This is a genomic window from Leptospirales bacterium (assembly GCA_019694655.1).
Taxonomy (GTDB): domain Bacteria; phylum Spirochaetota; class Leptospiria; order Leptospirales; family Leptonemataceae; genus SSF53.
This window is the reverse complement of the sequence record JAIBBN010000010.1, coordinates 82,318-97,150: the sequence shown is the minus strand read 5'-3', so window position 1 is coordinate 97,150 and position 14,833 is coordinate 82,318. Positions and strand designations below refer to the sequence as shown.

Sequence of the window (14,833 nt, the reverse complement as noted above, 5' to 3'; positions counted from 1 at the left end):
AACCGGCTCTGCGCGACAGGAGCTCGCGCCACTCGCAAAGCGAATGGGATGCACTCTTGGTTTCAAACAACGACTTCGCTTCACGCTGACCCAGCAACTGCAGAGAAGGGTCTGGCCGGGCAAGTAGAATGTCCAATGTCAATGCGCCCGGCGCCGACAATCAGGGGGTGACCAGATCCAGGTATTTTCGCCCGATCCTTCCGGCATGGGCCCTGCGTCCTCTTGCTGCAAGGCGGCAAGCCGGCGGGAAATGCCTGGGCCTGCTGCTTTGCCTGGCGCTTGCGCCGGCAGTCGAGCTGCGCGCCAATGAGCCTCAGCGGCGGCCAGCCCTGCCGGGCGCCCCGGCCCAGTCGCCCTCCGACCTCGATCGATTGTACCAGTCGATTGTGCGCCCCGCCGGCGGCGTCAGTCCTGATCGCTACATCCGCAATTTGCCACAATCCGATTCTGAATCCGATCTGCAACGCAGCGTACAGGGGCCGCTGCCTGTACTCTCCAGAGAATCAAGTTCAGGCGAAGCCCCGTCGCAGCGGCCGCCGGCGCGCGAAATGCCCCGTCCTGTAGATTCTGGAACGCCGCAGCCTGAGATTCCATCGCCGCGCGCCGCAAGTCTTGAAGCGCCGACGCCACAGAGCGAGCTTCGTCGTTCGCGACTGCTGGATGAGGACCCTGTGTTGCCGGCGCCCCGCCAGCCAGGGTCAGAGAACGCCGGTCAAACCGCGCCTCCGCCCCGGCGAATTGCCACGCCAGCGCCGGAACCGCAGGTCTCGCGTCCGCGACAGGGCGTAGAGCGACCGGAGCAGACGCCTGTGCCGCGGGCGCGCAGTAGACCAGCCGCGGCGCGATCGACCGCGCCGCTGCCGCGGCCCGCCGCCGGCGCCCCGACGCGCACCGCAGTCGAGGAGGCGCCCGCCGTGAGCGCCGCTATATCCATTCCTGGACTGCCCTCGAGTCTGGCGCCCACCGAGCGCGTTGATTTTCACACTGCGGCCCCGCGCTACTATCGCGGCATCTATCTGACTGCTGGAACGGCCGGCTTGCGGCGACGCTACACAGTCTTGCTGGAAAAAGCGGCGCATGCCGGCATCAACACACTGGTGGTAGATGTGCAGCCGCGACCGCCGTCGCCGGACTTCCTGCAACTTGCACGTTCCCATGGCCTCTATCTGGTGGCGCGCGTGGTGGTCTTTGATGGCGGACTGCGCGAGTATCCGCCGCCGCAGAGTCATCTGCAGCGCGTATTGCAGTCGGCGGAGAGCGCCGCTCGATTGGGCTTCTCCGAGGTACAGCTGGACTACATTCGATTTGCTGATCGATTGCCCATGCGCTTGAGTCAGCGCGAGCGTTACAATACAATTGCCGGCATTTTGAAGCTGGCTACAGAGCGACTGCGTCCCTATCATGTGCGCGTTGGCGCCGATACCTTTGGCCGCATCTCCTTCAATCGAAATGATATGATTGGCCAGAAGATCGAGGTCTTCTCGCCGCATCTGGATACGCTCTATCCGATGCTCTATCCCTCGCACTTCTACGGCGATCCGGATCGTCGCCGCAATCCATACAAGACCATCCTCGATGGCGTGGTCAATACCATGCGCCGCGCCAGCGAGCAGACGCGGGTGGTCGCCTACATCCAGAGTTTCATGATGCGACATCAAGAAAGCGGTCTGAGCTACGAAGCCTATATCCGCAAACAGCTGGACGCGGCGCGCACGGCCGGCGGCGGCGGCTTTGTCGCCTGGAACCCGCGCAATGATTATACTGTATTCTTCCGTGCGCTGGAGCAGCACGATCGCACGGCGGCGCAGTAGCGCAAGGCGGCGCTGTCCGATCGCCGGCATCCGGGGAGATTGAGGCGATGAGGAAGATTGTGAAAGCGGAAACGCAAGGCGCCAAACTGGATCCGTCGCAGAACTTCTTTACGATCGGGTTGATTCCGGATCTGGACTTCCGCTTTATCCTGGCGCGTAATTCGTCGGTCTGTCGCGAAGTAGGCCAGCGGCTGCAGGCCAGTCCGCAGGCCACGGCGCTGCTGGGCGAGGCGATGCTGGGGGCCTTCTTTCTGTGTACCCACAGCGCCAAACAGAGTAACACGGTGAGTCTGCATCTGGAGTGCGAGGGGCCCTTGCATCGCCTGATCGCTTTCAGCGACCGCGAGGGCGGCATGCGCGCCACGCTGGCGAGGCCCGATGTGCGCTGGACGGGCGCGCTGCACACGGGCCACGGTCCAGGCGTGCTGCGCGTCAACCGCTGGCTGGAGGGCGCCCGTCCGGTCTACAGTTCGGCGGTGGAAATGCGCGGGCAGGATCTGGATCGCAACCTCGAGGAGTATTGCGGACGTTCCGATCAAATCCAGACCTTTCTGCGAATGGAATCGGAGTTCGAGGACGCCGAGCTTCGGCATGTTTCTGGCTACATGTTTCAGGCGCTGCCAGGCGCCCGCGCCGACCAGATCGATGCAGCACTGGACATGCTTGCCGAGCGCACGGCGGGCGCACTGGCAACAGCCGCGCTGGCCGGCGACGATTTTGGCGGCCGCAACCGGCCGCTGGACGGAATGAAGCATCCGATCAGTATTTTGCGCAGCGGCGCATTCCATTCCTACTGCGATTGCAGTCGGCAAAAGGTGGAATCGATGCTTTTGGCCCTTGGCCGCGAGGAGATCGAGTCGACGCTGGCAGAGCATCCTGAGGTGGAGGTATTTTGCGAATTCTGTCGTCGACGCTTTGCCTTCAGTCCGGATCAGGCGCGGCGTCTGTTTGAGTCCGCCTGAATCCAGCAGCGCCGCTTGTTTCCGCTTGATTCCAATAGCCTCCGCTTATCCCCTGTCGTCAAATAGGACGAGGGATGCGCCCCTGGACTATATACCAATAAATACAGTCGATGACATTGATCCTCGTAAGATCAGCATCCGCGATATTAATAAGCGCTACGTGGACCGCGAGGGCAATCGCTATGCAACGCGCTTCAACTTGCAGACGCGCCAGGTCGAGGTCGTTCGCCTGGCGCGCAACCGGGTAGAAGCTCAACGGTTGCGTGAGCAGATTGTCCGCGAGCGTGCGGCGGAGCGCGAGTCCCGTTCCACCGGCGCCTCGTCATCTGGCGCTTTCATATCCGCCGCCATTGGCAGCGACAACGCTGACGAGATGGACCTCATGGATTTTTCGGAGATGGATGACATCGACATGGACGATGCTGGCGCCGCAGCCGCCGGCGTCTCCGCGCCGCGCAAACCAGCCGGACCGCCTCCTTCCGCCGGCGGATTCTATGAACAGAAGTTTCTCGATGATATCGTCGCCGATCTTGGCAAACATCGCGAGCGCCTGACGGTCATACTCAATCACCTGCGTACCACGCGGCATTTTGATTCCAACGGAGATTTTCAGGACCTGTTGCGGCGCGTCGACATCGACTGCTGGCAAAAATCGGAGCAGGCCATTGGCTACTACAAGGAACTCTTTGGCTATCCAAGATCCTTGAGCCACTATACCCCGCGCCTTTCCGCGGAGGAACGGACGCGCCTGGAAAAGGCCTCCAGCGATGAGGCGCGACTGGAACTCATCCGCCGCTGGGAATCACGCCGAGCCTTCGAGGATTGTCTGCAGAGCATCGCCAGAATCACCGAAGAAATACAGCGCATTGTGGCCGCTGTGCCTGAGGCTGCCCTGCGCATGTTGCCCGCCGCCCATCAACAGCTGGTAAGCGATTCGACCACGTCGATTGAAGTCATCCTGGCTGAGGCCTACGGTCGTATTCAAGAAATTGCTGATTGGCGCAATCGCCTGCCGTAGACCGCCGCTGACATCCAGCCTGCGGCGGCGCAAATATTTACTTCCCGGTCCTGCTTGTCGCCAGTGCGCTGCGTCCGTGGCAGCAATACGAACGCTTGGAATCCGGAGATGTTTGCTTCCGGCGCTCCTTGCCCTCGCCTACTTCCTTATGCAGTACGGCGCCAACGCCTTTCACGGATTTGGTTATTTCGTCGACGAGTTGTACTATCTCGCCTGTGCCGCTCGGCCCGCAGCGGGATACGTAGACCATCCGCCGCTGTCGATCCTCCTGCTCACAATAACCACAGGTCTCCTTGGCGATTCACTTGTGGCGATCCGCTTCATTCCTGCTGCTGCGGGTGCGGGGGCGGTGTTCGTCACTGGAATGATTGCCAGAAGGCTTGGCGGAGGACCCTCGGCTGTACTGCTTTCCGGTCTGGCGGTTATGGGCGCCCCTGTGCTTCTCGTCCTTTTTGGCTTCTACTCGATGAACAGCCTGGAGGTTCTTATTTGGAATGCAATAGTTTGGATCGTTATTGTTCTTCTCCAGGAGGAGAAACCGAAGCTATGGATCGCGGTTGGCATTCTCGGGGGGCTTGGCGTTGAAAACAAGCACACCTTTGGCGTGTTCATCGGCGCCCTGCTGATTGGGCTTGCGCTCTCAGGGCAGCTTTACCGCTTGCGCAGTCCCTATCCCTGGATCGGCGGCCTTGCCGCCCTGCTTCTTCTGATTCCGAACCTGGTCTGGCAACAGACTCATGGTTGGGCATCGATTGAATTCTACCGCAACGCTACTCTTCTGAAGAATCTGCAGGCGCCGCCATGGAAAGTTCTTTTTGACCAGATACTGGCTGCAAATCCAGGATCGCTTGCACTTTGGTGTGGCGGCCTCTTTTTCTTTCTGCGGAGGCCGGAAACAAGAAAGTTGAGAGCCTTCGGCTGGCTGTTCCTCCTGCTGCTGGCCGGTCTTATCGCGACGCAGTCCAGCAGACCTGACCGCATTGCGGCAGCCTATCCCGCGCTCTTTGCGGGCGGCGCCTGCTTTTTCGAGCGGATCGGGCGGCGCTGGATTATGCCTGCAGCGCTGTCAGTGGTCCTCTTAACCGGCATTGTCTTTCTGCCCGCCGGCCTGCCGATCCTTCCACCCGCCGCGCTGGCTCGATATGCTGCTGCGATCGGGGTCATTCCTCAAATCGAAAGAGGCCAGGCTGCCGCTTTGCCACAGTGGTTCGCCAATCGCTTCGACTGGGACGTAATGTATGAATCCGTCAAGGGGGCCTACGACGCACTGCCAGACGATGAGCGCAAGGAAGCGGTAGTACTTGGCGCCTTTTACGGTCACGCCGGCGCCCTGGAGCGTTTCGGTCGAGGCTCGATCCCGGTCATCAGCGGTCACAACAGCTACCACACGTGGGGCTACGGCAACGCCAGCGGACAGATTGTAATCGCCGTTGGCTTTCGGAAGGAGGATCTACTGACGGAGTTTGAAGAAGTCAAACAAGTTGGCAGCTACTCACGACGATACTCGGTAGATGCCAATGTTCCGATCTACCTGTGCCGTCGCCTGAAATCCCCGCTTCCAGAGGCCTGGAAACGTTTGCGTTTCTTCGTCTAGTCTAGCTGCGCGCTTTGAGTGATGGCCCTGTCCGGCGCCGAAGCCGTTGTGATGCGTGCAGCAATGCGTTGCGCCAGCTCGGCCGGCACTACGCCTTCCTGGTACTGAATGTAAAAGGCGTCCTCTGCCCAGCCAGTATCGGTGGTGAGAATGACGGCGCTCCAGACGCTAACGCCTTCCGCCGCCAGCGAGCGCGTCACATGGTACAACAGACCGGTCCGATCCGCAACATGGATAGCCAGTCTTGTCATATGCTTTAGAGGCACATCGGTAAACTCCAGCCGCGAGCGTTCATCGAAAAGATGGTCAGTGCGCGGTTCCGGCGTTCCGTACTGGCGCAAAATTTCCGATGGATCGCGCGTATCATCAAGCAGCGCTTCCATCAGGCCGCCAAGTTTGCCGGTTGTTTCGTAGATGCTGTATTCGTTCTCCGGGGCATTGGCCAATCGCAGCACGAAATTGTCCTGCGCGCAGACGCCGCCTTCGTCATGCGTGGTCATGACATTTCCGGAGACTATGTCGAGGCCGAATACATAGATGGCGGCGCACATGCGGTGCAATACGCCCACGCGCGTCAGCGGCGTGCGAACCTGAACTTGAAAGCGATCGTCTCCCAGCAAAGACCAGGAAAAACGAATCATCCCTTCTCCCGCGCCGAGCGCACCAGGTCCTGGACCCAGTGGATCCAGAGTTCCGGCTTCAAAGCAGATGCGGGCACCTTGTCGGCGCTTTTCTCTGGATGAACATCGATATCCTGTTCGGCGGCCAGGCGCTGGGCGAAATCCGGCAGTTCTACGGTGACCAACTTTTCCAGCTCTTTCCAGTGCAGGGTTAGGGCGCCAAACATGCTCACGCCAAAAACCTTGCGTCCGGCATAGCGCAGCTCGAACTCCTTTTCATTGTCTTTGAGGTACCAACTGCCCAGTCCATCCAGTCCAATGCAAACCTTCCAGATCATATTGGAAATCGTTCGCCGGTCCATACGATCGCGATTGTCCGGCTCAATCTTTTCTACGAAGGATTTGAGCGAGGTCAGCCGCACCAGTTTGAAAGAGCCGCGCGCGCTGTCCGCTTCCCACCATGGGCGGACATCTTTTCCCTGCAGCAGCGATTCCAGCGTCGGCAGCGCGTTTTTCCAGATGCGCTCCATGCGATCGCGCTCGCCGGCGTCGCTCCAGCCATCGTGTGTAATCTCCAGCATCAGACCTTCGCCGGTCTGGCGACGCGAGGCGCCCAGGTCATTGATCTGAAAGGTGATTGTTGTCGGCGGCGCCTCCGGCGGCCAGTCCACGCCGCGCCAGCTGTAGCGGACCAGACGATTCTTGTCGGCCTGCATCAGCTTCATTTCCACCAGGCGATCATCTTCCTGGCAGACCTGATTGCGTGACATGATGACTCGCGGCGCCCACCAGCGGCGCAGTTCGTTCTGCGATGTGAGCATGCGGAAGACTTGTTGCGGAGTAGAAGTCACTCGCAAAGCGGCATCGATGGGTCCGGTGGGGTTTTTGGGCTTCCTGGCTGCGGGCATAGTAGTATTCAAAAACTGTTTTGCAATTTATCTGACGGCTCTTTCCTTTAGCACATGTACCTGAGAAAGTCTCCGGCGCTGAAAATGACGGCGTCGAAAAACGGCAGCCGCCAGCTGCTGCTGGTCGCCGCACTGTTTCTTGCCGCCTGCTCGCCCGCCGCCCAGACGTCGAAGCGCTTCACTTTTCCATGGCTGCAGACTGTCGACTGGAACGGCAAGGCGGAAATTGCCGTCTATCGCGGGCAGGTGCGGCGCTACGGCCAGTTTCGCGAGGCCCGCCTGGACCTGATCACCGTGACCGAACCGTGGAATCTCCGGCAGATGGTAAAATCGGAGAGCGGCCAAACGGCTGATTATGCCCTCAAGCAGAATCAGGTGATCACCTTCCAGACTGGCGTTTACCCCTACCGGCAGATGAACAGCATGTTCTGGAATCTGGCCAGCGGCCAGCTCTGGAAGGCCGTCATGAGTTCTCAGGAATGGTGCGGCACGAGCTTCAAGGAATTGCGCACAGTGGGCGACGGCTTTGATTTTCAGTTCAGTTCCTACTGGGAAGACGAGAGTATCGGGCACAGACACGTGCATCGGCCGTTGCCGGCTGAGTCTCCGGCGGCGATCCTTTTTGACGAGCTGCCCTTGCTGGTGCGCACGCCAGAGTTTGCCGACCTGGCTGATTTGCAAGTCTTCCCTCTGTTGATGTCCTCTCAGGTGGATCGTCCCGACTTCGACATTGGCGAGCCGCGTCGCGAGCCGGCCTTTGCGGCGGCGCGCGTGGAACAGCGTCAGGTCAGTCTGCGCATCGGCTCGCGCAATTTTCCCCGCGTAATCCGCTACGAGGTGCGCAGTGCGGGCCCTGCCGGGGAGCGCGTGGATCGCTTCTATGTGGATCAGGAAAGCGTCAATCGCACCCTGTTGCGCTGGGAGCGGCATGATGGCGGAGAATTTACGCTGAGCGAGCTCTACTACGCACCCTACTGGCAAATGCACGCCGTGGGCGATCATTTCAGCGGCAACCGGCTATAGCGTATAGGAGTCTTGCGATGTTTACCGGCATCATTGAGGCAACGGCCGAGCTGCGAACAATGCGCCACAGCGATGCAAATTTGATCCTCAGCCTGTACAGCGAAATCGCCGATTCCTTTCGAGTCGACGAAAGCGTTTGCCACAATGGCGTCTGTCTGACCGTTGAAAATGTCGACTTTGCAACAAGGCTCTATCAGGCGACTGCAATTGAAGAGACCCTGCAACGCAGCATGCTGGGCGATCTGAAAATTGGCGATCGCTTGAATCTGGAGCGTTCGCTGCGCGTCGATGCCCGGCTGGACGGGCATTTTGTGCAGGGGCATGTGGACGCTGTCGGCGTTGTGCGCCAGGTTGCAGATCGTCGCGGTAGTTTTGAGATCTGGATCGAGTATCCGCGACAATATCAGGAGCTGGTCGTAGAAAAGGGCTCGATTGCGATCAACGGCGTCAGTCTAACTATCGCCCATCTGGACGATGACGAAGCGCGACTGGCGGTCGACATTATCCCGCACACCTGGCAGAAAACCAACGCTGCTTCGTGGCAAGCGGGGCGTAGAGTTAATCTGGAGTTTGACGTACTGGGGAAGTATGCAGCCCGCCAGATTCGCGTAGCATCAGCTCGCGTCTGAGACTGGCGCCCAGCTGGCGCATACAGCGCGGGCAGCGCAAATCCTGAGGAATCCGATCCGGCTGCAGCCAGAGTTCCAGCGGCCGATTGCAGCCATTGCAGATCAATGTTAGCGCAAAGGCCTCGCCCTTTTCGCAGGCAGTGGTTTGCGCTGTGTCGATCGTTTCCTGATGTGCCGCCACCGTCGACCTCCGCGCTGCCAGAGCAGCGCTTACTCTAAAGATCGGCGGCGACGGCGGAAGCTAAAGCCCGGGATTCAGGCCGATTTCAGTTCACGACCCTCTTCATCCTGTACGATGAAGCGGTCCTCGCTGTCCGGTTCGAGTTGTTTCAGGCGATCGGTGAAGCTGCGCGCGCGATCGAAGGCGCGCTGACGGCTGCTGATTGCGCCCAGGGTGCTGAGCGGAAACTTTTCGCCGCCAGGTCCAATTCGCCAGATTGTGTAGCGCATGGTGTCAGGTTTTTGTGCGCCGCACTAGGGTCAAGTCGATTTTATCATATTGGCCGCAAGGGATCCGCTCAGTCCAGCAGGCGCGCGCCTGGATCGCTGCGGACCGCAAACCAGCGGACGCCGGCATCATCCAGGGCCTGGCCCAGTTCCTTCTGATTGCCCGGAGCGTAGCAAAAGAGTGCGCCGCCGCCGCCCGAGCCATTGATCTTGCCGCCCAGGGCGCCGTGGGCATTGCTCAGGGCCTGCAATTGATCGATGCGCGCCGTCGATGTTTGAAGCGTCTGCGAAAGGATGCGATGTTCTTCATTGAGCATTGCGCCCAGTTCGTTGGCATCCGGGCGGGCGCTGAGCATTTGCAATCCGCGCTGGCATAAATCGCGATTGCGCAAGTGATCAAGGACTACCTTTCGCGCCTCCTCTGACATCGCCGGGGCCGCCGCTTCAAATTCGGCGACCGATGTTTGGCGCAAATCAAAAGAGGGCATTGCCCGCTGAGCGGCGGCAAGGGAGCGGCGCGCACGATCGCTGGCGCTGCCCAGTATACCCTGGGTATCCTTGGGAACGCCAGAATCAATCAGCACGAATCCTTCAATCTGAAGCGGCAACGAAAGCGCTCCGTAGGGGATAGGCCGATCTTTGCGCAATGCTCCGCTGCGATCAATGCCTGGCGCATCGGGATAATCCTCTGGAAATACATAGATTAAGCCGCCCAGATAGCAGGAATACTGATCCATCATGCCGCCGGCGCCGTTGAACTTCTCCTTTTCGCCGAGATAGGCCAGATAAGCGCACAGTTCGCGATCGGCAATGTACTCGGCGCGCCGCGGATGCTCGCCAATTTCCAGCAGCAGACGCAGCCACGCCGAACACATTGCCGAGGAGGAGCTGCAGCCGGCGCGAATTGGAATGGTAGATCGAAATAGCAGTCGTCCGCCGCGCGGAAGCCGGAAGCCTTCTTCCAGTAAAACGCGGGCAATGCCCCAGCAAAAGTCAGTTTCGTCGCGCGGCGCAGAGGCGTGGATGTCAAATTGCTGCACTGGCGCGCCTGGCAGGTCCGGCGTTTCGACGGTGAAATGCGGATCGTTGTTTGGCCAGTATTCAATTTGAAAAATCCGGTCGATGGCCATGGCCAGCACCGGAAGGCCGAGGTAGTCCTGGTGTTCGCCAAAAAGACAGATGCGCCCAGGCGCCACGGCGCGAAGAAGTGCGGAGCCCATGGCCGGCAGTTCTCGGCCGGCGGGGGCATCGGCAAGGCCTTTCCACGCGGGGGCGCGCTGGCTTAGAGCCGGTCCCAGGACCGGCTCTAAGCGACAGGAGGTCGCGTCATTCGCAAAGCGAATGTGAGGAACGGTTGAAAAATTCATGCGAATTCTCTGGGGAATTCGCCATTGCCGGAGGCAATGTAGTGAATTTTGAAAACCGTTCCGTTTGTCCCAAAACTCCACGGATGGGGTTTTGGGACGCCCTCTTAGAGTCGCCTGCTGATGTCGCCAGCATAGCCGGTCAGTTCCAAATAGCCATCGCCGTTTGCGGGCCGCCCTCCGCATTGGCCGCGAACGACGATGGCGCCTTCCCAGTAAGTCAAACCGCTTTGCGCGCCAGAAAATTCCTGATTCTCAAACCATGGTTCTACATTCAATTGACAGTCTTCAATTTTCAATCGCCAGTACAAGGGGTAAGTCGCGCCGCTTTGCGGCGACTGCCAGCTTCGCGTCGCCTGCCAGCGCATGTCCGCCGGATCAATCGGGTGCGCCTGGTCCGCGTCAAGCCAGGCGCCGCTGTGAAAATCGTCGCCGCTTCGCGATCGCACGCGAAACATCATCAGCCGCCGACCATCGTTCAACCTCAGGTGCAGCCAGTCCCAGCCGCTCTGCTCGGGACTCAAGGGTTGGCTGCTGAATTCATGGTCCATCCACAGTCGTGTCCGTACCCTGGATGACTGCAATGCCTCGCCGCGAGCGCTGAGGCGCAGACGACCCTCGCCGACAAGTTCTGGTATCGAATAGTAGTGCGAGGCGCGCCCTGGCCTGCGATCCTTGGGGCTGTAGCCCTGCTGGCCCTGCAGCGCCGGCGGCGATTGCGCCTGCATTAGCAAATGCAAACCCCACGGCGGCCCGTCCGCCGCCAGGCGATGCTCATTGCCATGGATTTGCAGATAATTGAGTCCAACAAACCATGTATCGTTTTGTGAATCAAAGCCGGCCATGCCCGGGAAATCGCGCTGGATTTCCTCCAGGCTTTGCAGGCGCTGGCCTTGAAGATCGCTGAGGGCGGCATGGATCATGAAGCCGCGCGTCCCCGCCGGCTGCGCTGCTACAGTCGGCGCCATTTCGATCTTGAAGATCGTAAATTGCAGTCCAAAGCGCCGATCATCTTCGGTCTGCAATTGGCCCGTGTAGTACCACCATTCGCTGCGAAAACCATAGTGCGGCCAGTGGTCCTGTGGAAAGCGCAGTCGCCGCAGCGGATCGGCGTGCAGGAAGCCTGATCCATCCAGGCTTTCAGACGCTCCGGCAAATGCGTCAGCGCCGGGGCCGGGCGGCGATTGTGGCGAGCAGAGGCAGAGGCTCAGATGCCCGCCAAGGATCAGTGTGCAAGCCACGCGCCGCATGCCGCCTGATGGAGCGCGATGCTTCACCAGAGCCTCTTGCTGCTGGCGCCGGCGCCAAGACTCAGTCGTACGGGAGCGATGGCCGCCAGAGCCGCCAGCAAGAGCGTAAGCAGGGCCGTCCACAGCAGCTCGCTCCACGGTATGGATGCGTCAATCGTCCAGCCAAAGGAGACCTTATTGACTACGGCGATCAAGAGCCAGCTGAGCGCCGCGCAGATTGGCGCCGCCAGGGCCAGAGCCGAAAGGACGATGGCCAGCGCCTCCAGTAACACTGCTGCGGCAAGCATGCGCCAGCGAGCGCCCAGTGCATCGAGCAGGGCAAAGTCGCGCCTTCGTTCAATGGCCACGCCGCTCAGCGTGCTGAACAAAGACAGGGCGGCGACCAGGGCGGCAATCCACTGCAAGAGGCGCGTCAGGGCAAAGGTTCGATCGAAAATGCGCAGGGCCCGTCGACGCACTTCCGCCGAATAGTTAAATGTTAAAGCATATCCAGCGACGGCGGCGCGAACCGACTGCAGCGCCGCGGCTGCATCGACGCCCGGTCGCAGAAACAGCGCTGCGCCGTCGGCGGCGGCCGCCGCCCGCTCGCCAAACAACTGGCGATAGAGACTCAGATCGATCAGAACAACGCCGCGTTCCGAAGAGTAGCTGCGATAGACGGCGGCGATGCGAATTGGCCGACCAAAGAGCTCCAGCTGATCGCCGGGACCTTTGCCAGTACGCGTAGCAAAGCTTTCACTGACGATGGCGCCGTCGCTTTGTGCAGCCTGCAGTGCAGCATTGGCGTCGCCTTCGGCAAAGGTGAAGACGCCGCGACGAACGGCCAGTTCCAGCTCGTCGGCGGCCAGAAGGATGCTTTGCCCGCGGTAGTCCAGAGTCGTACTGCGAATGGTCAGCACCTCTTGCAGCGCGGCGCTGGCGCGCAGGGCGTCAATGGCGGCGGCTGGAATCTGGCCGGCAAGCGCATCGGGAGGCGCCTCCGCTTTGACATAGATGTCGGCGGCAATTGCCGTTTGCAGCCAGCGGTCCACAGTGTAGCGAAAGGAATGAACCATCACGGCAACAGCGCCTGCTACGCCCAGTGCAATGGCCAGCGCAGCGGCAGCGATGGCGGCGCGCATCTGATGCTGCAGCAGCGAAGCCGCCGCCAGCTGCGCTGGCGCACTGCCGGAAGCGCAAAGCATTGCAGCCAGGCGGGTAAGCGGCGCTGCGAGGGCGAGCGCGGCGACAAGCAGCGCAGCAACAGCGGCCATAGCGATTGCTGGCGAATTCAATCGCAAGGAAAACCAGGCGCAGAAACCGACGGCAAGCAGCAGCAGCGCCGCAAGAGTCAGCGAGGGACCGGTCGATACCAGTTGCAATTGACTGCGGTCGCTTTTGCGCGCCAGCGCCGCCGCCGTCCGCGAGCATTCGCGCGCCGGAAACCAGGCGGCCAGCGCCGCAAAGAAAATGGAAAGCAGTACAACTCCGGGCAATACAGCCAGGCTGCGCCAATCGCTGCGCCCCAGGCTCAATCGAAAGACGCTTTCGATGGCGGCCGAGCTTTGTTCCAGCGCCAGATCGCCCAGCAGCGCTGCCAGCAGCGCCCCTGGCAAGGCGCCGGCCGCTCCCAGCAAGGCCCCTTCCAGCAGGACGGTTGTTTCCAGCAGGCGCGGCGAAGCGCCCATTGCAAAAAGTTGTCCCAGCGCCGCGCGCCGCTCCAGCGCGGCCAGACTGACCGTATTGTAGACCAGAAAAGCGCTTACTGCCAGCGATACCAGCGCCAGGGCGCTGAGGTTCATGCGGAAGGCAGAGAGCATCTCCTCCCCGTCGGCCTTGCGCTCGGCGACGCTGGAAATGGCGGCCTGCGGGAACAGTCGATGCAGCTCCGCGCGCAGCTGCAGCTCTGTTCCGGGCGCTGCGGCAAATTCTGCGCCATCAACGCGTTGCGCGCCAGGCGTCAGCTGACCAAGATCCGCAAAAATTGTCTGTCGCGGCGGCAAGAATCCATCCATGGCCCGGATGCGCGCCGCGATGGGCAACGCGACGCTTTGCCCATCGATCTGCAAACGAAGCGGCGACGGCGCGGCAAGCAGCGGCGAGTCTTCGGGGACAGAAAGCCCGAGGATCGGTCCCGTTGCTTCTGCCTCAGCGCCGTCGGCAAGCGATGCCAGCTGAAACCGTCGCAGCTCTGCATTCCAGAAGTCCAGTCCATAGAGTTCATACAGGCCGCCGTTGACGACAACGCGGCGATGCAGATAGGGCGACCAGCTGGCCCATCTCCAGAGCGGTCGAAGGCGTTCCAGTTCCGCGGGGGCAAATCCGCCTGGACGGGTCATCCGCAATGTCGAACGCCCGGCAACGCTGCTGATCGAGTTTTGAAATCCGTCCAGTATGCGCTCATTGACCAGTCGGATGGAACCAGCGGCGGCGCTGCCTATGGCAACGCCCGCTATGCATAACAACAGACGCAGCGGCCGCTTTCTATAATAAACAAGGCTATAGCTTTCCAGCGCGGCGTACAAGGCCTGCCAGCGGACCGCAAGCATCATGCTACAATCCTGCCGTCGCTCAAACGCAGGATACGGTCGGCGACGGCGGCGGCGCGATCGGAATGAGTAGCCATGACGATGGTCAATCCAAGCTCGCGATTCAATTGCTGCAGCAATGTAAGCGCAGCGCGGGCGTTGGAGCTGTCCAGTGCGCCGGTGGGCTCATCGGCGGCAAGGATGCGCGGGTGCAGCGCCAATGCGCGTACAATTGCAACGCGCTGTTGTTCGCCGCCAGAGAGTTCCTCGGGCAACCGGGCTTCTTTGCCGGCCAGACCGACGCGCGCGAAAAGTTGGAGTAACCGGGCGCGTTGCGGCCTTTCGCCGCGCAAGCGCAATGGCAGGCTGGCGTTTTGTTCGGCGCTCAGCGCCGGCAGCAGTCCTGAATCTTGAAACACAACGGCGCTGACGCGACGCCGAAAGGAAGCAAGCTGTGCGGCGTTGTAGCTTGCCGGTTCTTCGCCGGCCACGCGCAACAAGCCGTCGTCACAGCGATCCAGACCGGCGATCAGATTGAGCAAGGTAGTCTTGCCGCTGCCCGATTCGCCCATCAAGGCTACAAATTCGCCCTCCGCAATCTGCAAGTCGACGCCGCTGAGCGCTGCCATTTGGCCGTAGCGTCGGGCCACGCCGCGCGCCACAATGATTGCAGATTCCTCATTCATCGTAAGCATCGCCT

At 60.7% G+C, this 14,833-nt stretch carries 13 protein-coding genes; 6 read left to right on the top strand and 7 right to left on the bottom strand.

Translation table 11 applies throughout. The features are described 5' to 3' along the window. The first annotated feature begins 128 nt into the window (after positions 1-128). From K1X75_13630 to K1X75_13615, 4 genes are all read left to right on the top strand, one after another. Complete coding sequence (locus K1X75_13630) at positions 129-1,811, top strand: hypothetical protein (GenBank protein ID MBX7059102.1); 1,683 nt, start codon at positions 129-131, stop codon at positions 1,809-1,811. 59 nt (positions 1,812-1,870) lie between these two features. Beyond that, entirely contained in the window at positions 1,871-2,773 is a 903-nt protein-coding gene (locus K1X75_13625; protein MBX7059101.1) for an Hsp33 family molecular chaperone HslO, read from the top strand. A gap of 160 nt (positions 2,774-2,933) precedes the next feature. Continuing rightward, a complete protein-coding gene (locus tag K1X75_13620; protein MBX7059100.1) occupies positions 2,934-3,791 on the top strand; it encodes a hypothetical protein in 858 nt (285 codons plus the stop codon). A 76-nt stretch (positions 3,792-3,867) separates the two neighbouring features. Further along, positions 3,868-5,385 (top strand): glycosyltransferase family 39 protein, encoded by a 1,518-nt coding sequence (locus tag K1X75_13615; GenBank protein ID MBX7059099.1) that lies wholly within the window; start codon positions 3,868-3,870, stop codon positions 5,383-5,385. Here the strand turns inward: K1X75_13615 and K1X75_13610 are convergent. Then, positions 5,382-6,026, bottom strand: coding sequence for a hypothetical protein (locus K1X75_13610; GenBank protein MBX7059098.1), 645 nt, complete (start codon positions 6,024-6,026; stop codon positions 5,382-5,384). The two genes, K1X75_13615 and K1X75_13610, sit on opposite strands and share 4 nt — an antisense overlap. After that, positions 6,023-6,913 (bottom strand): SRPBCC domain-containing protein, encoded by an 891-nt coding sequence (locus K1X75_13605; protein MBX7059097.1) that lies wholly within the window; start codon positions 6,911-6,913, stop codon positions 6,023-6,025. Before K1X75_13605 ends, K1X75_13610 begins: the two co-directional genes overlap by 4 nt. Before the next feature lie 54 nt (positions 6,914-6,967). Between K1X75_13605 and K1X75_13600 the strand changes: the two genes are divergently transcribed. Together K1X75_13600 and K1X75_13595 are read left to right on the top strand one after the other, a co-directional pair. Next, positions 6,968-7,936: a hypothetical protein gene (locus K1X75_13600; protein MBX7059096.1), complete on the top strand. Its 969-nt coding sequence runs from the start codon at positions 6,968-6,970 to the stop codon at positions 7,934-7,936. A gap of 17 nt (positions 7,937-7,953) precedes the next feature. Continuing rightward, positions 7,954-8,565, top strand: a complete 612-nt coding sequence (locus K1X75_13595; GenBank protein ID MBX7059095.1) for a riboflavin synthase — start codon at positions 7,954-7,956, stop codon at positions 8,563-8,565. A 255-nt stretch (positions 8,566-8,820) separates the two neighbouring features. On the opposite strand, the gene K1X75_13590 is transcribed toward K1X75_13595, so the two are convergent. The 5 genes from K1X75_13590 to K1X75_13570 all read right to left on the bottom strand — a co-directional run bounded on the left by K1X75_13590 (position 8,821) and on the right by K1X75_13570 (position 14,819). Next, on the bottom strand, positions 8,821-9,015 hold the full coding sequence (locus K1X75_13590; protein MBX7059094.1) for a hypothetical protein: 195 nt from the start codon (positions 9,013-9,015) through the stop codon (positions 8,821-8,823). Positions 9,016-9,083: 68 nt separating this feature from the next. After that, positions 9,084-10,232 (bottom strand): hypothetical protein, encoded by a 1,149-nt coding sequence (locus tag K1X75_13585; protein MBX7059093.1) that lies wholly within the window; start codon positions 10,230-10,232, stop codon positions 9,084-9,086. A 251-nt stretch (positions 10,233-10,483) separates the two neighbouring features. Next, on the bottom strand, positions 10,484-11,653 hold the full coding sequence (locus K1X75_13580; protein MBX7059092.1) for a hypothetical protein: 1,170 nt from the start codon (positions 11,651-11,653) through the stop codon (positions 10,484-10,486). Continuing rightward, positions 11,650-14,157, bottom strand: a complete 2,508-nt coding sequence (locus K1X75_13575) for an ABC transporter permease (protein MBX7059091.1) — start codon at positions 14,155-14,157, stop codon at positions 11,650-11,652. Before K1X75_13575 ends, K1X75_13580 begins: the two co-directional genes overlap by 4 nt. Beyond that, a complete protein-coding gene (locus K1X75_13570; protein ID MBX7059090.1) occupies positions 14,154-14,819 on the bottom strand; it encodes an ABC transporter ATP-binding protein in 666 nt (221 codons plus the stop codon). The genes K1X75_13575 and K1X75_13570 overlap by 4 nt, the downstream gene beginning before the upstream one ends. Positions 14,820-14,833 lie beyond the last annotated feature (14 nt).

Coding starts and splice junctions, on each gene's coding strand:
- K1X75_13590 (MBX7059094.1), bottom strand. CDS start 9,015: ATGCGCTACACAATCTGGCGAATTGGACCTGGCGGCGAAAAGTTTCCG.
- K1X75_13570 (MBX7059090.1), bottom strand. CDS start 14,819: ATGAATGAGGAATCTGCAATCATTGTGGCGCGCGGCGTGGCCCGACGC.
- K1X75_13595 (MBX7059095.1), top strand. CDS start 7,954: ATGTTTACCGGCATCATTGAGGCAACGGCCGAGCTGCGAACAATGCGC.
- K1X75_13585 (MBX7059093.1), bottom strand. CDS start 10,232: ATGGGCTCCGCACTTCTTCGCGCCGTGGCGCCTGGGCGCATCTGTCTT.
- K1X75_13575 (MBX7059091.1), bottom strand. CDS start 14,157: ATGATGCTTGCGGTCCGCTGGCAGGCCTTGTACGCCGCGCTGGAAAGC.
- K1X75_13600 (MBX7059096.1), top strand. CDS start 6,968: ATGTACCTGAGAAAGTCTCCGGCGCTGAAAATGACGGCGTCGAAAAAC.
- K1X75_13605 (MBX7059097.1), bottom strand. CDS start 6,913: ATGCCCGCAGCCAGGAAGCCCAAAAACCCCACCGGACCCATCGATGCC.
- K1X75_13630 (MBX7059102.1), top strand. CDS start 129: ATGTCCAATGTCAATGCGCCCGGCGCCGACAATCAGGGGGTGACCAGA.
- K1X75_13610 (MBX7059098.1), bottom strand. CDS start 6,026: ATGATTCGTTTTTCCTGGTCTTTGCTGGGAGACGATCGCTTTCAAGTT.